The following is a 23,350-nucleotide window of genomic DNA, read 5'->3' on the forward strand; positions in this document are numbered from 1 at the left end:
GGCGCAAGGAAGGTAAATCAGTGTCAATCAAGGACATCGGCCCGCTCTTGGGAGCCGACGAGGGACTCAATCACCAGATCGTCGACACCTTTGCGACGCTGTCGCAGGCCGACCTGGCCTGGACCGAGAAGATCTGGGCGTCGATCGCTCGCACCGACGGTTCGCTGCAACTGGACTTCGGGCTCGGCAAGTATCAGAACCGGGGAATCATCGACGGCTTCGCCGGGATCTCCCGTGAACGTGAGCAGTGGACAGTGCGGGGCAGTCGCGAATTGCGCTCCGCACCAGAGGCACTCAGCGTCGGCCCGATCCAGATGGAGATCGTCGAGCCGTTGCGCCAGATGCGGTTCCGGCTCGAACCCAACGACGTGCAACCGATCTCCTTCGACGTGGTGCTCTCCGGTGTGACACCGCCGTTCTTCGAGGAGCGCAACCTGGTGCGCAACCGGAACACCGGCCGTGTCGACGTCGACGTGATCCGCTACCACCAGGGCGGGTGGGCGACGGGCACCGTCACCGTCGACGGGGTGACCCATGAGATGCGGCCCGACGAATGGTTCGGTATGCGGGACCACTCCTGGGGCGTACGACAGGCCATCGGTTCCCCGCCCGACGACCTGATCCCGGCACCGAAGCCGCCCGTCGGCGTGCGGGGCGGGATGAAATGGTCGCCGGCCTTCTTTCAACGCCCCGACGGAACCTACTACGAGACGGCGATTTTCATCGTCGAAGGGCCGTGGGAGTACAGCTCGGCCTATCTCAACGACGCCGACGGCACCCAGGCCCGGGTGCGTAGCGTGACTCCGAAAATCCACTACGACAACAGGACTCGCTTCGTCAAAGGTGGCGAATTGCTGATGACCATGGAATCCGGCGAGGAACGCGTCATCGAGGTCGAGGCGCTCGGCGAGTCGGGCTTCTTCCTGAAGACCGGCGGATACGGCCCGTGGAAGGACCACAAGCACGGGTCGTGGAAGGGGCCGCTGCACCTTGACGGCGAATACCTCGCCGACTGCTGGTCCGATGAAAACCTGCGCGCGCTCGGCCAATTCCGGGATACCCCGATTCGGGTCCGCGACGGTGACGCCGTCGGCTACGGAATCATGGAGAGCCTCATCGGCGGGGTGTGGCCCGAGCTGGGTCTGACCGCGGAATCCGATCACAAGGTGTCCTACAACTGATGACCGAAATCCCGGAGCTGGCGCAGCGTCTCACCTCGTGGCTGCGCAAACAGATTGCCGACGACGTTCGGGTGGAGGGACTCGACCGGGTCGACTTCGGCCATTCGGCCGAGATGCTGACGTTCACGATCGTGGCGGCCGAGCGCACCGACGTGGTGCTGCGGCTACGCCCCCGCCCGCCGGCGCTGCTGGAACCCTACGATCTGCCGCGCCAGTTCCGGATTCTCTCCGCGTTGAGCGACACCGCCGTTCGCGCCCCAAAGGTGTTGTGGCTGGAGGACTCCGGCGACGTGCTGGGCCGGCCTTTTCTGGTCATGGAGCGGGTGGCAGGCGATGTCTACGAGATGCAGGCACCCGAGGGTGCCGGCGACGCCGGGATCCGGCGGATGTGCGAAGGCATGGCCGAGCAGCTCGCCGCCGTGCACACCGTCGATCTGACGGCCACCGGACTGGACTGGCTGGGCGATGGTCGCGATCACCTCGACCGCGAGATCGCGCACTGGGCCGACGAGATGCGCCGGGTGCAGCGCGGTCCGCTGCCCGCGCTGGAACGCCTGCTCGCGGAGCTACGGGTCAGCACGCCCGAGCGGTATCCGGCTGTCACTCTCGTGCACGGCGATGCGAAGCCCGGCAACTTCGCATTCGTCGGCGACGAGGTCAGCGCGGTATTCGACTGGGAACTGACCGGCACCGGGGACCCGCTGACCGACCTCGGCTGGATGGAACTGCTGTGGATGCAGCCGGTCGGGATCACCAGCCACCCCGCGGCGATCGGCTTCGACGAGTTCCTGGCGCACTACCAGGCGGCCAGCGGCATCACCCCGCGCAACCGGCCGTGGTACCGGGCGCTGAACGCCTTCAAGATGGCGGTGATCTGCCTGATCGGCTCGATGCTCTACGACAGCGGGGACAGCGACGACGAGCGGTTCTTGTTGAACGCGCACGGCATCTCACTGCTGACGCAGCTCGGGTTGGCCGAGCTCGGGGTGGCGGAGAAGCTCGACGACGGACCAGTCCTGCCGTCCCGCTAGCCGCCGAGCATGACCAGCCCGCCGTCCACGGCGAGCAGCTGGCCGGTGATGAAGTGGGAGCCCTCCCCGGCCAGGAAGACCAGCACCGGGGCGAGGTCGCGGTCGGGATCGCCGAGCGCCCCGCCCAGCGGGATGGTGGCCTTGATCTGCTGATCGATGAACGGCGCCGCCTCGGGCCCGAGGAATTCGCGCAACCGGTCCGCGCCGCGGGTCTGCATCGCGGGCGCCAGCGCGTTCACCGTCACGTTGTCCGACGCCCACGCCTTGGCCGCCGACCGGGTCCAGGCCTGCACCGCACCCTTGGTCGCGGCGTAGACCGCGGAGATCGGACTGCCCATCACCGCCTCGGCGGAGCCGAAGTTGATGATCCGGCCACCCGTCGTGCGCATCGCCGCGTGCGCGGCCTGGTTGGTCAGGATCGTCGCCTTGATGTTGGTGGCCAGTAGGAAGTCGATCTCGTCGGCGCTGATGCTTCCCGGGACGCCCTGCTGCCAGAGCCCGGCGGCGTTGACCAGCACGTCCACCCCGCCCATGGCCGCCACCGCGGTGTCGAACAGCGCGTCGACGGACGCCGCGTCCCGCGCGTCGCACTGCACCCAGGTGGCATCCGACTCACCGGTCGGCTCGGTCTGGTGATAGGTCGCAACGACCTGCGCGCCGGCGTCGGACAGTGCCCGCACCGCCGCCGCGCCCAGGCCGCTGGCCGCTCCGGTGACCACTGCGCGGCGTCCTTGCAGAGGGTGGCTCATGACGGTCACGCTAGGACGCGCTATCAGCAGTGTCAACCGTCGAATATTCGAAAAGCTTTGTGCGCGAGTGGGGCTCAGAGCTGGGGGAGCACCTCGCCGGCCAGCAGTTCCAGCGTTGTGTCGGAGGCGCGGTCGTGGGTGAACAGCACCACCTGGCCGAAGCCCATCTCGCGCAGCTGACCGAGCCGGTCGACGATCGCCTGCGGGGTGCCGATGAGCCCGCCGTCGTGCAGCCCGAAACCCTCTCCGCCGAACCGCTTTTCGGCGAGCCGGGTGACATCCACCAGCGTGGCATCGTCGGGGGCGATGGCCATCACGGCCTCCACCGACATCACGATCGTGGCCGGATCACGCCCGATGTCCTCGCACAGCGAGCGCAGAACAGCCACCTTGTGTTCCATCTCACCGAGGGCATAGGTGGGCACGTTCCACACGTCGGCGTAGCGGGCCACCAGCGGCAGGGTGTACTTCTCGCCGACACCGCCGACCACGATGGGCGGCCGCGGCTGCCGTGCGGGTCCGGGTTTGATGGGCATATCCCGAACCGTGTAATGCGTTCCGGCGAAGTCGATCCGCTGCTCGGCGAACGCCTGGGTGAGGATCTCCAGCGTTTCCCGCAGCCGCCCGGAGCGCTCGGCGAACGATCCCCACTCCAGCCCCAGCCGGGTGTGTTCATCCTCGATCGAGCCGCTGCCGATGCCCAGTTCCAGCCGGCCGCCGCAAATCTGATCCAGTGTGGTCGCCATCTTGGCCAGCACGGCGGGGTGCCGGAATTGGTTGCACAGCACCATATGTCCGACCCGCAGCCGTTCGGTTCGGCTCAGCAGCGCGGTAGCGAGCGTCCACGCCTCAAGCGAGTCGATACCGGGGACACCGGGGCCGTACATGTGGTCATAGAGCCATAGTGAACCGATGCCGAGCTCCTCGCAGCGCTGCGCGCGATGGAGCACCTCGTCGAAGGTGAAGCCCATCTGCGGGACGTAGATCCCGACGTCGAGCGGAAGGGTCACTGTTTGATGCCGACGGCGTGGCGCAACTGGGCCAGGAACTGCTCGGCGTCGTCACTGCGAACCACGTAGTGCGAGACCGCGATACGAATCGCGGTGGCCGCTTTGATCTCGGCGTTCGGGCCGGTCAACAACCGCTCCAGCCGGGATCGCATGAGCGGCAGAATGCGGGACAGTTGGGCGACGACCACCTCGGGCTCGATGTCGATGAGCCGCACCCCGGAGTAGGTCTGCTGGTAGGACACGATGAACTGCAGCGCCGCGTCGAGCTTGTCGGTTCCGCGCAGCCCCGCCGTGGCGCGGCTGATCCCGGTGTCGAACATCTCGCGCTCGTAGGCGCCGAACGCGTCCAGCAAGTCGGTCTTGGAGGCGAACCAGCGGTAGAGCGTGGGCCGGGAGACGCCGGCCTGCAGCGCCACCTCGGACAGGCTGAGCTTGGTCTGGCCGTTACGGGCCATCACTTCGGCGGTGGCGTTGAGGATGCGGCGCCGCGAGGAGGACTCGTCCTCGTCGGGTATCGCGGTGCTACCTGCCGGCGCCTGGCTCACGTGTACAGGATTACAGGTCGAAGCCTATGTGTCACGTCCGTTCGCACATCCGAGACTCAAAACACTGTCTTTACAAATTCTAGGCAAAGTGTCACGCTGGGCACGTGTCCGGGGACCAGCGTGAGTACAGCCCTCACGACATCACGTCGCGTCGATTCTGGGGCCAGCCCTTTGACGTCCGCGACCAGACCTTCGCCGCGTTGCGAGCTACCGACGGCCTCACCTGGCACGAGCCGTTTCCCTCGCTGTTTCCGATGGAAGAGCCGGGTTATTGGGCGCTGACCCGCCGGGCCGACATCGTCCACGCCAGCCTGCATCCGGAGCTGTTCAGCTCGGCCGAAGGCATCGCGCTGGACCCGATGCCTGCGGACATCCAGCGAATCGCGACGTTCTTCCTGATGATGGACCCGCCGCAGCACACGCGGTATCGCAGGCTGATCAGCTCGGCGTTCACCCCGCGTCACGTCGCCCAGATCGACGAGCAGGTCCGCAAGAACGCCGCCACCGTGGTCGACGAACTCGTCGGTGCCGGGGAGGTGGACTTCGTCGCCGCCTGCTCCGCGCGGCTGCCGATGATGACGATCTCCGAGATGCTCGGTGTGCCGAACTCCGACCGCGAGGCCGTGGCCAAGGCCGCCGAGAAGCTGTTCAGCATGAGCGACGACGAGTACTCCACGATCGAGGAGCGGGCCGAGGCGACGGTCAACGAGATGTTCCTGCTCGCCGGCACCGGCGTCGAACTCGCCAAGTTCCGCCGCCGCCACCCGGGCGACGATCTGATGACAAGCATCGTCAACGCCGAGATCGACGGGCACACCCTGACCGACGAGGAGATCGGGGCGTTCCTGATCCTGCTCGCGTCGGCCGGTAACGACACCACCAAACAGACGACGTCGCACGCCATGCTGGCGCTGGCAGCCAATCCCGACCAGAGGGCATGGCTGATGGCCGACTTCGACGCCAGGATCGGCCCGGCGGTCGAGGAATTCATTAGATGGGCCACACCGGTGCTGCAATTCGCCCGGATCGTCACCCAGGACACCGAACTCGCGGGCCAGCAGCTCAAGGCCGGCGACAAAGTCGGGCTGTTCTACTGCTCGGCCAACCGGGACGACGAGGCCTTCGAGGCGCCCGGTGAGTTCAACGTGGCGCGTTCGCCGAACCCGCACCTGGGATTCGGCGGCGGCGGTCCGCACTTCTGCCTCGGCAACCAGCTTGCGCGTACCGAAATCCGGAATCTGTTCCGCGAGTTGCTTTTCCGAGTAGACGTCGAGTTGGGTGAGCCCGATTATCTCCTTAGTAGTTTCGTTCACGGGATCAAGCGGATCCCGGCGTTCGTCCGGTGAGTGTGGAGCAGTTCATGCGCGTTGAAGTGGATCTCGGCAAATGCACCGGGCACGGTATCTGCGAGACCATTGCCGAGGATGTGTTCGAAGTCAACGACGACGGCAGCGTCCGCATCCACGGTGACGAGCGTCCGGAATCCGACCGGGCCCGGATGCAGCAGGCGGTCACCCAATGTCCGGCCGCGGCCTTGAGCCTGGTCGAGGACTGATCGGTGAAGAAGTTCTTCAGCCATACCCTGCTGTATCTGCACGAGACGATCGCGCTGGGCGCGGAGCGCAGTGATCGGTTCACCGAGCAGTTCACCAGCGTCTACCAGCCGATGATGGAATCACTTGGAGCGCGGTTGTTCTCGATCTGGGAGACCACTCCCTACAACGGCCACTGGCCGCAGGTGACGATCATCTGGGAGATCGACGCTTTCGCCGACTACGCCAGGATCGGCAAGGCGCAGGCACCCGGCGGCAGCCACCGCGAGGCGTTCTCCGTCTGGACGGACTACCTCGCCGGCGTCGGCGCCTCGGGGGAGGGCCGGATCATGTACGCCGGTCGCAGCAACCGCACGCTCGCCGAGCTGAAGGACGCGAAGTTCGGTGCCGGACTGGTGATCCAGGAGATCATGGAGACCAAGCCGGGCCGTCAGGACGACTACATCCGTGAGTTGGAGCGCCTGTACGTCCCGTGGTCGGAGTCGACGGGCAAGCGCTGGCTCGGATCATTCATCACGACCTTCCGCTTCAACGAGGTCATCCACTACTGGGCGCTCGACGGCGACTGGGATTGCTTCGAGAACCATTACCCGTCGTGGAAGGACAGCCCCCCGGCCGAGATCGTCACCTGGATGAGCGTCGCCCCCGCACTGCGGGACGGGTGGGAGGACTCCATCCTGCAGGCCCTACCTCCGTCGCCGCTCCGATAATGACTGTGCTGCAGGACTTCTCATACAGTCCCTTTGATCCGGCTGTGATGGCGGATCCCCGGCCGTTCTACCGGACGCTGCGTGACCACCACCCGGTGTACTACGTCGACGAGCTCGACACCTATGCACTCTCGCGGTTCGACGACGTCTGGCAGGTGCTGGCGATCAACGACGGCACGTTCGTCGCGTCGGAGGGAACGTTGCCCGCGGCCGCGGTGCTGAGCAGCCGCAACGACGGGCCGGTCGCCGATCCGCCGTTGCACCCGTTGCCGTTTCACGCCAACTTTGACGCCCCGCTCTACGACGACGTTCGGCGTTGCACGGCGGGCCAGTTCCGGCCGAAGTCGGTCAGCGGGTGGCAGGACCGTATCCGGGAGCTGGCCAACGAACGTCTCGACGAGCTACTGCCGCGCGGCAGCTTCGACCTCACCCAGGACTACGGGGGCATCGTCGCCGCATCGGTGGTGTGCGAACTCGTCGGTCTGTCAACCGATTCGGCCGCCGATGTGCTCGCCACGGTGAACGCGGGCAGCCTGGCCGAACCCGGCAGCGGGGTCGAGGTGGCCAACGCCCGACCGGGCTACCTGGAATACCTGATCCCGATCGTCGAACAGGTCCGGGCCGGCACCTTTGGCGGGCCACTCCCCATCGTGGAGAACCTCCTGGCCTACCGGTTGCCGGACGGGTCCGCCTTGAGTGACAGCGAGGTCGCCGTCCAGATGCTGGGCGTGTTCATCGGCGGGACCGAGACCGTACCGAAGATCGTCGCGCACGGTCTGTGGGAGCTGCTTCGGAATCCTGACCAGCTCGCGGTGGTGCGCGCTGATCCGGCCGCCAATGTGCCGGTGGCCCGCGAGGAGATCATCCGCTACTGCGCACCTGCGCAGTGGTTCGCCCGAACCGTGCGCAAGCCCTTCACGATTCACGACACCACAATTCAGCCGGGCCAGCGGATCATCACCCTACTGGCCTCGGCCAATCGCGACGAGCGGGAGTTCGCCGACCCTGAGACCTTCCTCTGGAACCGGCCGATCGAGAGATCGCTGGCCTTTGGCCGTGGACAGCATTTCTGCCTGGGTTACCACATGGCACGGCTGGAAATCGCTGTGCTGATTCAGGAATGGCTGCGCCGTGTGCCCGACTATCACATCGTCGACGACGAAGCACGCCGGCCACCGTCGAGCTTCCAGTGGGGCTGGAACAACATTCCGGTGCAGGTGTAGCTCAGCCGACGGTCGCGGGCATGGACTCCCAGCCGCGCACGGTCGACGTCGGGCTCAGCTCGGCATCGGTGAGGTCGACGTCCCATTCCGGGAAGCGGTCGAGGATCTCGTCGAGCGCGATGCGCCCCTCCAGCCGCGCAAGGGCGTTACCAAGGCAGAAGTGGGTGCCCACACCGAAACCCAAGTGCTGGTGCGGTGTTCGGTGCACGTTGAATGATTCACTGTCCGGCCCGAACGTCCGCGGGTCGCGATTGGCGGCACCGACCAGCAGCATCATCGGGCTGCCGGCGGGCACGGTCTGCCCGTGGTAGTCGACGTCGCGCGTCACGTAGCGGCTGATGTGTGGCGCGGGCGGCTCCCAGCGCACCAGCTCCTCCACGGCCGCGGGCAGCAGCGAGCGGTCCTCGACGAGGTCGCGGCGCTGATCGGGATGCTCAGCCAAAACCTTTCCCGCCCAGCCGATCAGCCGCGTCGTCGTCTCGGCACCCGCCGTCGCGATGACCTGGAGATACAACAGCAGCTCGTCACGACGCAGGCGCCGGACGGTGCCGGTCTCATCGGCGAACTCGGCGGTCAGCAGGTCGGTCATGATGTCGTCGGACGGATGCTCAGTGCGCCAGTCAATGAACTCCGCGAACACCTCGCCGGTGGCGATCGTCCCGTTCGGGTTCTCGGTCATCGGCTTGCCGCGCTCGGTCCGCAGGGTCGAATCACCATGGTCGACGACATGTTGCTGTTCGGCCTCCGGGATTCCCAGCAGCATCCCGATCACCTGCATCGGCATCTGCGCGCCGAGATCCTTGACGAAGTCGAACCGACCCGTGCCGATCAGCGGGTCCAGGCAGCGCGCGGTGAACTCGCGGATGCGGGGTTCCAGCTCCGCCACCTTGCGGGGGGTGAAGATCCGGGACAACAGCTTTCGGTGGATATTGTGGATCGGCGGGTCCTCGAAGATCAGCGTGCCGGACGGAATCTCCATGCCGGACTTGATGATCTCCAGGATCGCGCCCCGGGCGGAGCTGAACGTCTCGTGATCGTGCAGCGCGCCGTCGACGTCGGTGTACCGGCTCAGCGCATAGAACTCGTGCTCGGGGTTGTAGTAAAGCGGAGTGGTCTCCCGGATCCTGGCGAACGTCGGGTAGGGGTCGGCGTTCAGTGCGATGTCGTAAGGGTCGTAGGCGAGGGTGTCGGTCATGTGCGGTGCCTTCCGAGGAACTCGAGAATGTCGGGCGCTGCCTGCACCCAGGTGTCGAACAGGTTGAACCGCTTGGACTTTCCCTGGGCCATCGCCTCCGATGCCCGCTCCCAGGCATCCTCGGGCCAGGGTGGATCGATCAGTTCGGACCCCTTGATCAGGCACTGAACTTCCAGGGAGGTCCGTTTTGGGTGGTTGAGGTCGTTCTCGCCGCCCCGGATGATCAGGGTCGGAACGGCGAGGTCGGTGAAGAGGGTGTCGTCGACGCCGGGGATGGTCTGGCCGGGTTTGGTGACGAACGCATTGAGCCAGCGCAACATGATGTTCAGGAATTCGTCGTCGGTGAATGCCAGCAGGCGATCACGGTTGGCCGGGTTGGCCTCGATGCACTCCCGCCAGTCCTTGACGCCGAGCACCCCGTCCATGCCCCTGCCGCGCACGGCAAGAATGCTGGGCATCGCATAGACGTGGCCGAGCACAAACGTGCCGAAGAGTCCGCCCACGATGTTCCACAGCACCAGCCGCGTCACCTGCTGCGGAAAGAGGATGGCGGTCAGCATGGAATCGCGGGCGCCGCCGGAGCCGCCGGCGAGAATGCACGGGCCGATGCCCAGCGCGGTGATCAGCTCACTGAGGATGATTGCCCGCATGTGCGACTCGGACTCGCCGAACAACTGGATGTCACTCTTCCCGCAGTTCGGCCGGTCCCACAGCAGGACCCGATAACCACCCGCGGCCAGCGCTTCGGCCAGCGGACGCAGGTCGGGGATGTCTTTGCTGAACCGGCCGCCGGGTGTGAGCACGATGAAATCGCCTGTCGAACCGACGATTTCGTAGACGACGTTGCCGCCGCACACCTCGATGGTGTGCTCAGCCGACGGGTCGAGCTGAGGTGAAGTGGTCATCGGTTGCGATGGTGACACAACCGGCGGTGCGGAGCGCCCGGTATCTAAATAAATTCCTTGATTTACTTTGACCTGTGGTGTTCACTTACAACGGTGAGCCCAGCCAAAGACCAGCGCACCGACCGATCGTCTGTCACCCGGGACGCGCTGCTGGTGGCCGCTGAGCGGCTTTTCGCCGAGCATGGCATGCACGCGGTCTCGAACCGCCAGATCAGCGAGGCCGCCGGGCAGGGCAACAACGCCGCGGCCTGCTACCACTTCGGATCACGGGCCGATCTCCTGCGTGCGATCGAGGCCAGGCACCGCATCGCCATCGACGAGATCCGGCAACGCAAGCTGGACGAGATCACCGAGACCAAAGAACTGCGGGACTGGATCGGTGTCTTGGTCTACCCCTTCACCGAGCATCTCGAGGCACTCGGAACTCCCACGTCGTACGCGCGTTTCGCGGCGCAGGCGATGGCCGACCCCACCTACCGGGATCTGGTGGTCGCCGGTGCGTTGACCTCCGAGCTCATGCTGAAGACGGTCCGGGGGATCAACCGATGCCTGCCGGAGCGGCCGAAGCGGGTGCGTCTCGGTCGCTGGATGATGGCGTCCAATCTCCTGATGCACACCTGTGCCGAGATCGAGGGTGAGCTGGCGATCGGCAAGCCGTCGGTGAGCTCGAACTGGTCGGTGGTCGCCGAGGAGCTGATCACCGCGCTCGTCGGATTGTGGGAGGCGCCGCCCGCCCGGATCGCCAATGCAGGGTCGAGTCGCGACGCGGATTCCTCCATTTCCGTCTGAGGGTGTGAAGCCATGGCTTTTGTCGGCCGCAGTGATGTCAAAGACCCTGGTGCGCAACAGGAGCAGTGGGATCGGATAGCCCGCAGACGCGGACGTCTCTACGCTGAGGACACCCAGTTTGCCGCTGCCACGCCGGACGACGACGTCGCCGCTGCTGCACGACAGCCGGGTCTGCGAATCGCTCAGGTGATGGCCACCGTCATGGAGGGCTACGCCGACCGGCCCGCCCTCGGTGCCCGTGCCAGGGATCTGACCACCGACCCGGCCACCGGACAGACAGAAGTCCATTTTCTCCCGGAGTTCGTCACCACCAGCTACCGCCAGCTGTGGGACCGGGTACGCGTGGTGGCTGCGGACTGGCACCATCACCCCGAACATCCCCTAATGACAGGCGATTTCGTCTGCGTGCTCGGGTTCGCCAGCGTCGACTACGCGGTGATCGAACTCGCCTGTATCCACCTGGGCGCGGTCGTGGTTCCGCTGCAGACCAGTGCACCTGCGACCCAGCATGCGCCGATCCTCACCGAAACCGGACCGCGGATTCTGTTGGCCAGCATCGAATCCCTGGACACCGCGGTCGAAGCGCTGCTCCTGGGCGCTGCCCCGCAGCGGTTGATCGTCTTCGATTACGAGCCGCGCGACGACACCCACCGGGCTCGCTTCGACGGTGCCGTTCAGCGGCTGGCCGACGCGGACAGTCCCTTGGTGATCGAGGTGCTCGACGGGATCGCCGACTCGGCGGTGGATCTGCCCGCCGCTCCTTTGCATGTCGCGGCCGACGGCGAGGATCCGCTGGCCTGGGTGTTCTACACCTCGGGCACGACGGGCACACCCAAGGGCGCGATGCTCACCGAAAGCCTGTGCATCGGTTCGTGGTTGGCGCAATCGGATCAACCGGTGATAACCCTCAGCTACATGCCGATGAGCCACCTCATCGGCTACGGATACGTGCTGATGACCCTGGCCAATGGCGGGACGAGCTACTTCGCTGCCAGTAGTGATCTCTCGACACTGTTCGACGACCTGGCGGCCGCTCGGCCGACGACGCTCAGCCTGGTGCCACGGGTGTGCGAGATGTTCTATCACCACTATCTCGGTGAGCTCGACAAGGCGGCGATCGCCGGCGCCGATGAGCAGGAAGCGGGCGAGCGGCTACGCGAGGACTTGCGGGAGCGCGTGCTCGGCGGGCGAGTGCTGGCCTGTGGCTGCGGCTCGGCCGCGCTGTCACCGGAGATCAAGGACTTCATGGAGTCGGTGCTCGACCAGCACCTGATGATCGGCTACTCCTCGACCGAGATCGCCGGTGGCATGCTGCTGGCCGACGAGCATGTGCTGCGCCCGCCGGTCATCGACTACAAGCTCGACGACGTCCCCGAACTCGGCTACTTCAACACCGACAAGCCTTATCCGCGAGGCGAATTGCTGGTGAAGTCGCAGCGGTTCATGGCGGGGTACTACAAGCGGCCCGACCTGACCGCGACCATGTACGACGCTCAGGGCTACTACCGGACCGGCGACATCATGGCCGAGGTGGCGCCCGACCGGCTGCGGTTCGTGGACCGCCGCAACAACGTCATCAAACTGTCCCAGGGCGAGTTCGTCGCGGTGGCCCGGCTCGAAGCGCTGTACACCAAGAGTCCGCTGATCCGGCAGATCTACCTCTACGGCACCAGCGAACGCGCCTTCCTGCTCGGCATCGTGGTGCCGACCGATCCGTCCTCGTCAGCCTCCGCGATCGCCGAGTCCCTGCTGGAGATCGCGCACGAGAATCAGCTCAACAGCTACGAGATCCCGCGGGACTTACTCGTCGAGACCGAGCCCTTCAGCCTGGCGAACGGACTGCTCTCCGGAGTTGGAAAGTTCCTGCGCCCCAACCTCAAAGAACGCTACGGGCCGCGACTGGAAGAGCGCTACGCAGAGCTGGCCGACAACCAGGCCCGGCAGCTGCGGGCACTGCGGGCCGAGGGTACGGCCCTGCCGATCGACGAGGTCGTCGCACGCGCGGTCCAGGCTACGTTGGGGCTGTCGGCCGACAACATCGACCCGACCGCCCGATTCATCGACCTCGGCGGCGATTCCTTGTCGGCCCTGACGATCTCCCGGTTGCTGGCCGATATCGTCGGCGCCGAGGTACCCGTCGGCGTGGTGACCGATCCCACCGGCAGCCTTGCCTCGGTGGCTGCATTCATCGAGCGACAACGCAACTCCGCCTCGAAGATGACGTTCGGTTCGGTACACGGTGCGGGCGCTCGCGAGATCAGGGCCGCCGACCTGGCGCTGGATAAGTTCATCGATACCGAGATCCTGCAGGCCGCAACCACGTTGCCGCGTCCCGCCGAGGAGATCCGGTCGGTGCTGGTGACCGGTGTGACCGGATTCCTCGGTCGCTTCCTGGGCCTGGAGTGGCTGGAGCGGATGGCCGCCGTCGACGGCAGGGTGACTTATCTGGCCCGCGGCGCAGATGCCGCGGGTGCCCGCGCCCGCATCGAAGCCGCGTTGGAATCGGATCCGGCGTTGCTCCAGCGCTTCCGCGACCTGGCCGACGGCCACCTGGAGATCATCGCCTGCGATATCGGCGAGCCGGGCTGGGGACTGGACGACGCGACCTGGGCCAGGCTGGGCGAGTCGGTCGACCTGATCGTGCACCCCGCTGCGCACGTCAACCATGTGCTGCCCTATGACCAGCTGTTCGCCCCCAACGTGGCAGGCACCGCCGAGCTGATCAGGCTGGCGCTGACCACGAAACTCAAGACCATTCACTACATCTCGACGATGGGTGTCACCGCCGTCACGGATCACATCGTCGGCGAGGAGCGCGACATCCGCCTCGAGGTGCCGGTGGTGTCGCTGTCCGCGGGCTACGCCAACGGATACGGCGTCAGCAAGTGGGCCAGCGAGGTACTGCTGCGGGGGGCTCACGACCTGTGCGCTCTGCCGGTCGCGGTGTTCCGGCCGGGCATGATCCTGGCCGACAGCCGCTACGACGGCCAGCTGAACGTGCCGGACATCTTCACCCGCCTGCTGTTCAGCGTCATCGCCACCGGTGTCGCCCCGGCGTCGTTCTATCTCGGGGACGCGAGCCGGGCGCATTACGAGGGGCTCCCGGTCGACTTCCTGGCCGGTGCGATCGCCGAGGTGGGTCTGCGCGGCGGTGACGCCTTCGCGACGTACAACACCACCAATCCGCACGACGACGGGGTGTCCCTGGACAGTTTCGTCGACTGGATCGCCGACAGCGGGTTCCCGGTCCAACGCATCGACGACTACGCCGAATGGCTGGCCCGGTTCGAGACCGCGATGCAGGCATTGCCCGAACGCGCGAAACAGCAGTCGGTGCTCACCGTGCTCGACGTCTACCGCCATCCCGGAGCGGCGGTGCCCGGCTCCCTTGTCCCGGCCGCGCGGTTCCGCGCCGCGGTCGAATCTGCGGGCCGCGAGATCCCTGGTATATCCCGCGAACTCATCGCCAAGTACGTCGACGACATGAGACTTCTGGACATGCTCTAGCCCCCACATCAGCCAGTGAAGGGACATCGATGTCACTACCGACCAAGCTGCAGTACCCCCCGACTGGATTCGGTGCGCCGAAGGACCGCCGCGGCCACGCCCGCGCCAGCCGTGAGCAGATCGGGCTGCCGCCCGGTACCGAGATCTTCTCGGCCGACAATCACCTGTCGGTGGCGTCGGACATCTTCTACGAGAAGTTCCCGGACCACCTCAAGGACGAGGCGCCCAGGATCTGGTACGAGGACGGCGCCTACATGGTCGGCGTCAAGGGGCAGTCGTTCGTCGTCGGCGATTTCAGTGCGGTCCTGATGCAGTACGACGATCTGCCTGGTGCGGCCACCGGGGCGGCTGCTATCGACACCCGGATCCAGGAGCTCGCCGACGATGGTGTGGACAAGGAGCTGGCGTTTCCGAATGCTGTGCTGGCCCTCTTTCACTACCCGGACAAGGCGTTGCGCGAGCGGATCTTTCGGATCTACAACGAGTACGTCGCCGATATCCAGGCACGCTCCAACGGGCACTTCTACGGCGTCGGGCTGATCAACTGGTGGGAGCCGGCCGGCGCCAAACGCACCTTGGACGAACTGAAGTCGCTGGGCCTCAAGACATTCCTGATGCCACTGTATCCGGGGTTCGATGACGACGGCGTGGTGATCGACTACGGCTCCACCGCGATGATGCCGGTGTGGGACGTCATCGAAGAGGCCGGCCTACCGGTCACTCATCACATCGGCGAGACGCCCCCGAAGAGCCCGTGCGAGTTCGGCAGTGTCGCGGTGGCGATGATGATCAACATCGATTCGTTCCGGGACATGTTCGCGCGCTATATCTTCTCCGGCATCCTCGATCGTCACCCGGGCCTGAAGGTCGGCTGGTTCGAGGGCGGTATCGCCTGGGTTCCGTCCGCGCTCCAGGACGGGGAGCACGTACTGGCGTCCTACCGGCACATGCTGGACCAACCGCCGCGCCATGACATCCGCTACTACTGGGACACCCACATGTCCGCCTCGTTCATGGTCGACCCGCTCGGCCTGAGCCTGATCGACCAGATCGGCGTGGACAAGGTGATGTGGTCCAGCGACTATCCGCACAACGAGAGCACTTTCGGCTATTCCGAACAGTCGCTGTCGGCGGTGGTGGCCGCGCTGGGGCCGGAGAACGCCGCCAAGGTCGTGAGCGGAAACATCAAGAACTTCCTGGGAGTGTCATGACGGGCTTTGTGATCCCCGACGAGCCCGACCGCGCCCGGATGTACCGCGAGGTCGGCGCGCGGATCCGGACAGCCATGGCGGACAGCGGTGTTGACGCGCTGATCCTGCTCATGAACGGCCACGTCAGCTACGCGACCGGGGCCAGCTGGCCGCTACTCGACGCGGGGCTGTCCCACATCGAACGTCCGGTCGCGATCGTGCTGGCCGACGATGAACACCCGCACGTGTTCCTCCCGTTCCGGGAGGGTGCCTCCGCCGAGTTCCAGGTGCCCGCCGACCACCGGCACCGCGCCGCCTACCTCGAATTCGAGGACGGGGTCGAACGATTCGTCGACCTGGCCGAGGGATTGATCCGGCCGGGCGCCGTCGTGGCTGTGGACGAATTGACCGGGGCCATGCGGCAATCCGGCAGCAGACTGTTCGCCGACACGTCGATCGACGCCGCCGCGGTACTGGCCGGCGCGCAGCTGGTGAAGACACCCGACGAGATGGCATGCATCCGCCGCGCCTGCCGGATCACCGAAGAAGCGGTGGTCGATGTGCAGAAAGCCCTGGCCCCGGGTGTGCGTCAGCTCGACCTGTCCGCCGAATTCGTCCGGCGGGCATTCGAATTGGGGGCCACCTCCAACATGCTGGAGGCGATCTGGCAGGTCATGCCAATGACCCGGGCAGAGGGTGTGTGGACCACGCACGGCGATCTTGCGCTCCCATTGCTGCCGACCGAACGGGCCCTCGAACTCGGCGACGTGCTGTGGACGGACGTCAGCATCACCTACGGCGGCTACTGTTCTGACTTCGGTCGCACGTGGATTGTCGGTGACCAGCCCACCAGCGAACAGCAGGACCAGTACCGGCAGTGGCGGCACATCCTGGACGCGGTGCTGTCGGTCACCAAGGCCGGCGCGACGTCGGGCGACCTGGCTCGCGCGGCGATCGCCGCCAACGGCGGCAGCAAGCCCTGGCTGCCGCACTTCTATCTCGGCCACGGCATCGGCACCTATCCTGCCGAAACACCCATGATCGGAACCGATCTCGGGGAGGAGTTCGACGACAACTTCGTCTTCCCCGAGGGAATGATCCTGGTGCTCGAACCGGTGGTCTACACCGATGGAACCGGTGGTTATCGCAGTGAGGAGATCGTCATCATCACCAAGGACGGCTATCAGTCGTTGACCGACTACCCCTACACCCCCTATGGCGACTGAGACGCTGCCCGACGATCGGGCACTACGCATCGGGCGTCGCGAGAAGGTGTTGGCCCAGATGGCGATCCACGACCTTGACCTGCTGGTGCTGGGCCGGCAGGCCAACGTCCGCTATGTCAGTGGCACACCGCAGCTGTGGGTCGCCGGCACACGGCCCTTTGGCCCCATCTGTGTGCTGGAACGCGCCACCGGCGAGATCCACCTGAACAGCACCTGGGACGAGGGCGTGCCCGACGAGATCGGCCGAGATCGGCTCTATGGCCTGACCTGGAGTCCGTACACCCTGACCGAGGTGATCAAGGGCCTCGAGGCGTCGCCGAAGGCCCGTCGGGTCGGAACCGACGCGCTATCACCGACATTCGCTCAGCTGCTGCCGCAAGCCTTCCCGAACGCTGAACTCGTCGACGGGGAGCCCGCGATGCGGGCGGCCCGCCGAATCAAGACGGCCGAGGAGATCGTCGCACTGCGCAGGGCCGTCGATGTCGCGGGCACCGCTCTGGCAGCCGCACTGCGCGAGCTGGCCCCGGGCAGTCGCGAACCCGCGTTGGTGGGTGCCTTGATGGAAGCCATGACCATGGTCGGGGTCAGCACCCCGGCCACCCAGAACGGCGCGTGGGTGACGTCGAGGGAACATCCGTGGCGCCGGGCCACCGCTGACGGAAGCATCCGGTCCGGCGACCTGGTGGCCTTCGCGGCCGGCGCGCTCGCCGATGGCTATGTCGGCGAGATCGGCCGCACGGCGGTCGCCGGTGACGAACCGGCCGGTGCCGCCGCGCTGTTCGGGCGCTCGAAAGCCTTGACGGAGAGGCTGTTCGCGGCGTGTCGGCCCGGCGCGGCAGCCACCGATCTGCTCGACGTCTACGAACGCGCGGGGGAGGCGCTGCCGCCGATGCCGGTCGCCCACGGGCTGGGCATGGGCTTCGATTCGCCCGTCGTCTCCGCTGACCTGGCGCGATCGGTCGCCGGCGCAACGCTGGACGCCGGCATGGTTCTGTCAGTCACCGGGTATGTGTGGCAGGAAGGTCTCGGGTCGGTGTTCACCCGTGACGCCGTGCACATCACCGAGGACGGTCCGGTGGTGCTGACGTCAGTGCACGGCGGCCAATAGCGTTCCGGCATCGCGGGTCTGCCAGAGGTTGAGCACATTGGTCAGCATCTGCAGGGGTGCGCGTAGCACCTCGTCGTGCTTGATCGCCGGGTCGAACCGCGTCATCGTCGTGGCTTCCTCGCCCAGGCGGGCGCGGATCAGCCCGGGCACGTCGAGCAGCCAGGTCGCACCCATGATCGCCGCGTACCGCACGACCTGAGCAGCCAGCGCTTCAGGCACGATCGGCGGGCCGCCGGCAGCGTGGTACTCCTTCGCGAACAGGGACACCAGATCGTCGAAATGCGCATCCCACATGCTGGTTTCGGCCGCCGACAGGGCACCCCATAGCGCCATCGCGACGTTCAGCTGGCTGACACAGCCCCAGTCGAGCAGACCGCACCGGAGGCTGCCGTCGGCGTCGCGCCAGAACCAGGCGTTGTCGACGTTCGCGTTCCAATGGCACAGCGCGATATGGTCGGCGCTCGCGGCCAGATGCGACCACAGCGCCCGCTCGCCGGCGAGGATGAGCGGGATCTGGCTGGCGAGATCCGAAAGAAACTGTGGCTCGCGGACATTGGCTGGCAGCAGGTCAGGGTGGGTTTCGGCGAACCCGGTGAGCCGTTTCAGCTGACGCGCGAGTCTGGCTTCGTTCAGCGGTGGGCGTTCGCCGACGGTGGCCGCCTGCAAGTCGACCGGGAACCGGTCACCCACATCGTCTGCGGCTCCGCTGCGATGCCAGCCGGCCAGCTGACCGAGGGCTCTCACCACGGCGTCGTAATGTTCTTTCGGGCAGGGCATCTCGTAGTCCAAGCACTTGTGGTGCTGGGGTTCGACGCCATCGGCGCCGAATGGGATCCGCTCGGTGATCAGGATCCCGGTGCCCGAGGCGGCGTGGTAGTCCGCGAACACGGTGGTGGGCACCGTGATCGGAAACCCCGGACGCCGGGCGAGCTCGGCAAAGCGCACCTCGGGCTGCATCTGGGTGCGGCCGACGTCGCGCAGTGGGTCGTCGAGGTCGCGGGAGAACTTCGCGAACAGTGTTGTGGGCAAGTGCGGTTGAGGCCAGGTGTACTCGACGGACAGCAGCGCCTTGCGACCAGTGCTCCCGCCGCCGATCTCGGTGCATTCGGTGACGCGGGTGACGGTGTTGCCGGGCGAGAGGCTCCCGTAGGCATGCAATGCCGTCGTCAGGAATCGGCTGCCCGCCGCCGACAATGCCGCGGGATGCATCGGTAACTCGACGGCGGTGTCGTCGCCGGTTATCGCAGTGGTCACCGCGGCTACCAGGTCTGCTCGGCCGCGCGCACGAGGATCTGATTCACGGCGACCCGGCGGTCACGAGTGACCATGTAGCGCACCGCATCCGCGATGTCCTCAGGCCGGAGCTTCGTCATGCCCGCGGTGCGTTCATCCAGGGCGGCCCTGGCCGGCGCCGGGAGGTGGTCACCGATCTCGGTGTCGACGGTGCCGGGTCCGACTATGCCGACCCGCACCCGCTTGTCGATGAGCTCTTGACGCAGACCCTCGCTGAACGCGTTGACACCGAACTTCGTCAATGAGTAGACGGCCGTGCCGGGGCGGGCAACCCAGCCGGCGGTCGAACTGATCGTGACGACGTCGGCGACAGCACGGGGCGAGTCGGCGGCCGCGGACACCAGGTGTGGCAGGGCGGCGCGAGTGGTGTAGAGGACGCCTTGGATGTTGACCGACACAAGGTCATCCCAATCCGACAGCGGTGCGTCGACGGCGGCGCCCATCCGCATCAGCCCCGCGTTGTTGACCAAGGTGTCGAGGCGGCCCCACTCGGCAACGGTCGTGTCGATCGCCCGCTGCACCTGATCGGCGAGTGTCACGTCGGCGGTGACCACAAGGGCCTGTCCGCCGGACTGTTCGATGGCGACCCGGAGGTGCTCGAGGCGTTCCGCGCGGCGCGCCAGCAGAGCGACCTTGGCGCCGTCGGCGGACAGGGCGCGCGCGGTCGCCTCGCCGATGCCGCTGCTCGCACCGGTCACCAGCGCGACGGTCCCCGCCAAGGTGCCGGTCATGTAGTGGACGCCGATCGGTGGCCGGCGCCGAGGATGTCTGTCAGCACATAGTCATTGTCCTCGCCGAGATCGGGTGCGCCCCGTTCGACGGTGACCGGCGCCCGAGACAGCAGCCAGGACGCCCCGAGGATGGGCCGCTGGCCCTCTCGATGGTCGGAGACGAAGCGGAAGGTTCCGCGTTCCCATAGGAGCGCGTCTTCGATGACCTCCACGGCGGACGCGCTCTTGGTGGCGGGCACCCCGACGGCGCGCAGCCGTCGGGCCAGAGCCGCGGCGTCGTGAGGTGCGGTGAGCGCGGTGATCGCCGCGTCCAGTGAGTCGATGTTGGCCTGTCGGTCGGCGGCGGTGGCGTAGCGGGTGTCGGCGAGCAGGTCGGGGGCGCCGAGTTCGGCACAAAGACAACGCCATTCGTCGTCCGCACCGATGGCGATGCTGATCCACTGGTCGCCGCAGGGGTAGCAGCCGTGGGGCGCGAAGTCGGGATGCCGATTGCCGTCCGGTAGCAGCTGCACACCGGTCATGGAGTATTCGGCGAGCCGGTCGCCGACCATCGACGAGAGCACTTCCACCGCGGAGATGTCGACGAACTGGCCCTGGCCCGTGCGCTCGCGGTGCAGCAGTGCGGCGATCGCCCCGACCGCGGCGGCGGCTCCCACCGTGGAATCCCCGTAACGCATGTTCGCACCCAATGGCGGGCCGCCCTCGTAGCCGACGAGTGACGCCAGCCCGGCCAGCGACGAGAACGACGGGGCGTAGCCCGTCTGATAGCCGAGTGGGCCGTCGTTGCCCCACATCTTGATCGACACCGAGATGATGTCGGGTTTGACAGCCGCCAGATCGGCGTAGCCGAGGCCCTGACGTTCCATCGCGCCCGGCCGCAGATTGTTGAGCACGATATCGCTGTCGGCCACCAGATCGCGCAGCGCCGCCATGCCCTGCGTCGTTTTGATATCCAGGTCGACACTGAGGATCTCGGGATTGATGCTCAGGAAATAGGGCGCGTGGTTGATATCGGTTCCACCGTAAGCCCGCATCTCTTCGGGCAGTGCCGAGCACTCCACCTTGATCACCTCGGCGCCCAGCAGCGCCAACAACTTGCCGGTGTAGGGACCAGCCCAGACTTTGGTGAGTTCGACGACCCGGACACCCTCCAGCGGGCCGCCGCGTCGCCGTGCCGGTTTCTTGAGTTGAGGGGCTCGGACGGTGGGACGGTCCCGCGGTGCCGAGAGGCTGCCGACGACCTCCTCGGTGTGCTGTCCGAGGGTTGGTGCCGGAGTGCGGATTTCAGCCGGGGACGTGGTCAGCGAATAGGGTGCTCCCGGGTAGGCGGCGGTACCTAGCACGGGGTGGGTGACGTCGGTGAAGAACCGGCGATGGCGGTACTGCGGCGAGCACAGCAGATCGTCGGCGCCGTTGACGGGAACCAGGGCGACGCCCAGCCGTTGCGCGGCCTCGGCCGTGGCCTCGCGTGGCCGGTCGGAAATCCAGGCAGCGAAGTGTTCTTTGAATGCGGCGACCTTCTCCGGGGTGACGGAGAATTCCAGCCAGTCGTCATCGAAGGCGTCGAGCCAGTCGGCATGGTCGAGCAGCTCTTCGAGCGCGAGCCAGTGGCCGCGGCTGGTCATGTAGAGGTAGACGAAACCGTCTGCGCAGGCGAACATCGACGCGGGCCCCTGCTGGTCGAAGTCGTCGCGGGTGTTCTCCGGCGACACCTCCCCGGTGATGAACCGGCCAAGGATGCAGTCGGCGCGGGCCACCATGACCGCGTGCTGGGAGATATCGATGAATTCGCCGTCACCGGTGTGCATCTGGCGAAAGAGTGCCGCCATGACGCACAGCGCGGCGTCCAGGCCGGCCTCGTAGTCGGGGGAGTAGCGGCCAGGACCCTTCAGCGGTGGCAGGGCCGGATCGGGGTGACTCGGTGTGTGGTGGCCCCAGCCGCCGGCCTGGAAGATGTTGATGCTCTTGCTGTTCTGTAACTCTGGGGGAGCGCTCGCCCCGAACGGCGTGATCGAGCAGAACACCAGGCCACGACGGTTCGGCGGTTCTACTGGATGGTGATCGTCGATCACGGCATCCGCGCTTGCGATCAGGTCCTGAACCGCGGGACTGTGCGCGTCGAGGGCGACCGAGCGCTTGTTGGTGTTCAGGTACGCGAACAGTCCGCTGCGTTCGGGATCGGATGCGATGTCCAGCAGGGGAGCCATGGCCCGGGTGGGACTACCCCGCCCGGGCCGCTCCACCTTGACGACGTCAGCGCCGAGGTCGGCCAGTAGCTTGCCGCAGTACTCGCCGGCCACCCCTTCAGCCAGTTCGACGATCCGGAACCCGTTCAGCGTCGCCATGTTACGGCTCGGTCAGGGCTTCTTACGTCCGGAGTGGCTCAGGCGCCATTCGGGCGGGAAGTTGAGGTCGTTGTCCTTGACGACGTTGTTCAGGCCCTTCTCGAACGTACCCTCGGTCAGGTCGGGGTAGTTGGGGCGATCGTTGGTCATCATCGGCAACATGCCCTCGACCACACCGGTCAGCAGGCTGCCGAAGTACTCACCCTTGTGCTGCTTGTAGAGCTCGAGGAACGTCTTCTGCACCACGACGGTATCGGTGGGACGAGACTTCGAACACGCCATCGCGTACTTCAGCGTCTCGGCTTCGAGATCCTCGCGTGGCACCACACTGTTGACGAAGCCGCAGTCGTACATCTCTTTCGCGCTGAACGGCCTTCCGGTGAACAACATTTCGGAAAACTTGCGCAGGCCCATGGTCTCGGCCCACCACCACAGCCGGGGTCCCCAACCGACGTAGCGGAACGCGGGGTGCCCGAACAACGCGTCGTCGGAGGACACCACCAGGTCCGCATCGCCGGCCTGATAGAAGTGCCAGCCGTAGCAGTAGCCCTTGGCCTCCACGATCGTGACCTTCTTGCACTCCTGCAGCGGCCGGTTTCCGGCGCGAGCCTTGGCGTAGTGATCGGTCAGGGTGTAGAGGTAGCGGTAGGAATCCCCCGGCGGGTACTTCACGCTCTCATCGTTGATCGAAAGCTCATGCAGCAGAGGAACTCCCGGATTCTCCAACATCTCGCGCTGTTCGGGCAGGTCGCCGCCGCTACCGAAGTCGTTGCCTTCGCCGCGGATCACCACGACCTTGACGTCGTCGTCGACATTGCACTTATGGATCATGTCGGCGAAGTTCTGCCGCATGCCCATGGTGGTGGAGTTCAGTTCATCGGGCCGGTTGAACGTGATGTAGGCGATCCGATTCTCGATGTCCTTCTCGAACTTGATGAAGGGTTCGGCTTCCTTCTTCATCTCTTCGTAGTCGTGGTTCATCGTGATTGCGCTCCTGTCGTGACGGTGATCATGTGAGCATGCTGGTTGTAACATAACGAGATTCGGGCGAAGCCAAGA

General features: G+C 66.2%; 20 protein-coding genes. 11 read left to right on the forward strand and 9 right to left on the reverse strand.

Features of this window, described 5'->3' with window-relative positions; genetic code table 11:
• Positions 1–20 precede the first annotated feature (20 nt).
• Positions 21–1,181, forward strand: a complete 1,161-nt coding sequence (locus tag EV580_RS15965; protein ID WP_133692118.1) for an Rv3169 family protein — start codon at positions 21–23, stop codon at positions 1,179–1,181.
• A complete protein-coding gene (locus EV580_RS15970; RefSeq protein ID WP_133692119.1) occupies positions 1,181–2,212 on the forward strand; it encodes a phosphotransferase family protein in 1,032 nt (343 codons plus the stop codon). Before EV580_RS15965 ends, EV580_RS15970 begins: the two co-directional genes overlap by 1 nt.
• Here EV580_RS15970 and EV580_RS15975 read toward each other — a convergent pair.
• The 3 genes from EV580_RS15975 to EV580_RS15985 all read right to left on the reverse strand — a co-directional run bounded on the left by EV580_RS15975 (position 2,209) and on the right by EV580_RS15985 (position 4,516).
• Positions 2,209–2,961, reverse strand: a complete 753-nt coding sequence (locus tag EV580_RS15975) for an SDR family NAD(P)-dependent oxidoreductase (protein WP_133692120.1) — start codon at positions 2,959–2,961, stop codon at positions 2,209–2,211. The two genes, EV580_RS15970 and EV580_RS15975, sit on opposite strands and share 4 nt — an antisense overlap.
• Positions 2,962–3,035: 74 nt before the next feature.
• Positions 3,036–3,971, reverse strand: coding sequence for an LLM class flavin-dependent oxidoreductase (locus EV580_RS15980; RefSeq protein WP_133692121.1), 936 nt, complete (start codon positions 3,969–3,971; stop codon positions 3,036–3,038).
• Positions 3,968–4,516, reverse strand: coding sequence for a TetR/AcrR family transcriptional regulator (locus EV580_RS15985; protein ID WP_133692122.1), 549 nt, complete (start codon positions 4,514–4,516; stop codon positions 3,968–3,970). The genes EV580_RS15980 and EV580_RS15985 overlap by 4 nt, the downstream gene beginning before the upstream one ends.
• 104 nt (positions 4,517–4,620) lie before the next feature.
• Here EV580_RS15985 and EV580_RS15990 point away from each other — a divergent pair, with 104 nt between their 5' ends.
• From EV580_RS15990 to EV580_RS16005, 4 genes are read left to right on the forward strand one after another with little or no spacing between them, the layout of a single operon-like run.
• Entirely contained in the window at positions 4,621–5,862 is a 1,242-nt protein-coding gene (locus EV580_RS15990; RefSeq protein ID WP_133692123.1) for a cytochrome P450, read from the forward strand.
• A gap of 14 nt (positions 5,863–5,876) precedes the next feature.
• Complete coding sequence (locus tag EV580_RS15995) at positions 5,877–6,071, forward strand: ferredoxin (protein ID WP_133692124.1); 195 nt, start codon at positions 5,877–5,879, stop codon at positions 6,069–6,071.
• 3 nt (positions 6,072–6,074) lie between these two features.
• Complete coding sequence (locus tag EV580_RS16000) at positions 6,075–6,779, forward strand: NIPSNAP family protein (RefSeq protein WP_133692125.1); 705 nt, start codon at positions 6,075–6,077, stop codon at positions 6,777–6,779.
• Positions 6,779–8,002, forward strand: coding sequence for a cytochrome P450 (locus EV580_RS16005; RefSeq protein ID WP_208114616.1), 1,224 nt, complete (start codon positions 6,779–6,781; stop codon positions 8,000–8,002). The genes EV580_RS16000 and EV580_RS16005 overlap by 1 nt, the downstream gene beginning before the upstream one ends.
• A 1-nt stretch (position 8,003) precedes the next feature.
• Here EV580_RS16005 and EV580_RS16010 read toward each other — a convergent pair whose 3' ends face one another.
• Together EV580_RS16010 and EV580_RS16015 are read right to left on the reverse strand one after the other, a co-directional pair.
• Positions 8,004–9,197 carry a cytochrome P450 gene (locus tag EV580_RS16010; RefSeq protein ID WP_133692126.1) on the reverse strand — a complete coding sequence of 398 codons (1,194 nt, stop codon included), beginning with the start codon at positions 9,195–9,197 and terminating at the stop codon, positions 8,004–8,006.
• Entirely contained in the window at positions 9,194–10,102 is a 909-nt protein-coding gene (locus EV580_RS16015) for an alpha/beta fold hydrolase (protein WP_133692127.1), read from the reverse strand. The genes EV580_RS16010 and EV580_RS16015 overlap by 4 nt, the downstream gene beginning before the upstream one ends.
• A gap of 93 nt (positions 10,103–10,195) precedes the next feature.
• Here EV580_RS16015 and EV580_RS16020 point away from each other — a divergent pair, with 93 nt between their 5' ends.
• The 5 genes from EV580_RS16020 to EV580_RS16040 are packed head-to-tail and all read left to right on the forward strand — an operon-like array spanning position 10,196 to position 17,922.
• On the forward strand, positions 10,196–10,891 hold the full coding sequence (locus EV580_RS16020) for a TetR/AcrR family transcriptional regulator (RefSeq protein ID WP_166654718.1): 696 nt from the start codon (positions 10,196–10,198) through the stop codon (positions 10,889–10,891).
• Between the two features lie 12 nt (positions 10,892–10,903).
• A complete protein-coding gene (car, locus tag EV580_RS16025) occupies positions 10,904–14,398 on the forward strand; it encodes a carboxylic acid reductase (protein ID WP_133692128.1) in 3,495 nt (1,164 codons plus the stop codon).
• Between the two features lie 29 nt (positions 14,399–14,427).
• Positions 14,428–15,609 carry an amidohydrolase family protein gene (locus EV580_RS16030; protein ID WP_133692129.1) on the forward strand — a complete coding sequence of 394 codons (1,182 nt, stop codon included), beginning with the start codon at positions 14,428–14,430 and terminating at the stop codon, positions 15,607–15,609.
• Complete coding sequence (locus tag EV580_RS16035; RefSeq protein WP_286171574.1) at positions 15,606–16,814, forward strand: M24 family metallopeptidase; 1,209 nt, start codon at positions 15,606–15,608, stop codon at positions 16,812–16,814. Before EV580_RS16030 ends, EV580_RS16035 begins: the two co-directional genes overlap by 4 nt.
• A complete protein-coding gene (locus EV580_RS16040) occupies positions 16,804–17,922 on the forward strand; it encodes a M24 family metallopeptidase (protein WP_133692130.1) in 1,119 nt (372 codons plus the stop codon). The genes EV580_RS16035 and EV580_RS16040 overlap by 11 nt, the downstream gene beginning before the upstream one ends.
• Here the strand turns inward: EV580_RS16040 and EV580_RS16045 are convergent.
• From EV580_RS16045 to EV580_RS16060, 4 genes are read right to left on the reverse strand one after another with little or no spacing between them, the layout of a single operon-like run.
• On the reverse strand, positions 17,902–19,164 hold the full coding sequence (locus tag EV580_RS16045) for a hypothetical protein (RefSeq protein ID WP_370629518.1): 1,263 nt from the start codon (positions 19,162–19,164) through the stop codon (positions 17,902–17,904). The two genes, EV580_RS16040 and EV580_RS16045, sit on opposite strands and share 21 nt — an antisense overlap.
• A 17-nt stretch (positions 19,165–19,181) precedes the next feature.
• Positions 19,182–19,946 (reverse strand): SDR family NAD(P)-dependent oxidoreductase, encoded by a 765-nt coding sequence (locus EV580_RS16050; protein ID WP_133692131.1) that lies wholly within the window; start codon positions 19,944–19,946, stop codon positions 19,182–19,184.
• Positions 19,943–22,291, reverse strand: a complete 2,349-nt coding sequence (locus EV580_RS16055) for a CaiB/BaiF CoA transferase family protein (RefSeq protein ID WP_133692132.1) — start codon at positions 22,289–22,291, stop codon at positions 19,943–19,945. Before EV580_RS16055 ends, EV580_RS16050 begins: the two co-directional genes overlap by 4 nt.
• A gap of 12 nt (positions 22,292–22,303) precedes the next feature.
• Positions 22,304–23,272: an enoyl-CoA hydratase/isomerase family protein gene (locus tag EV580_RS16060; protein WP_133692133.1), complete on the reverse strand. Its 969-nt coding sequence runs from the start codon at positions 23,270–23,272 to the stop codon at positions 22,304–22,306.
• Positions 23,273–23,350 lie beyond the last annotated feature (78 nt).

Source organism: Mycobacterium sp. BK086 (assembly GCA_004362315.1).
Classification (GTDB): Bacteria; Actinomycetota; Actinomycetes; order Mycobacteriales; family Mycobacteriaceae; genus Mycobacterium.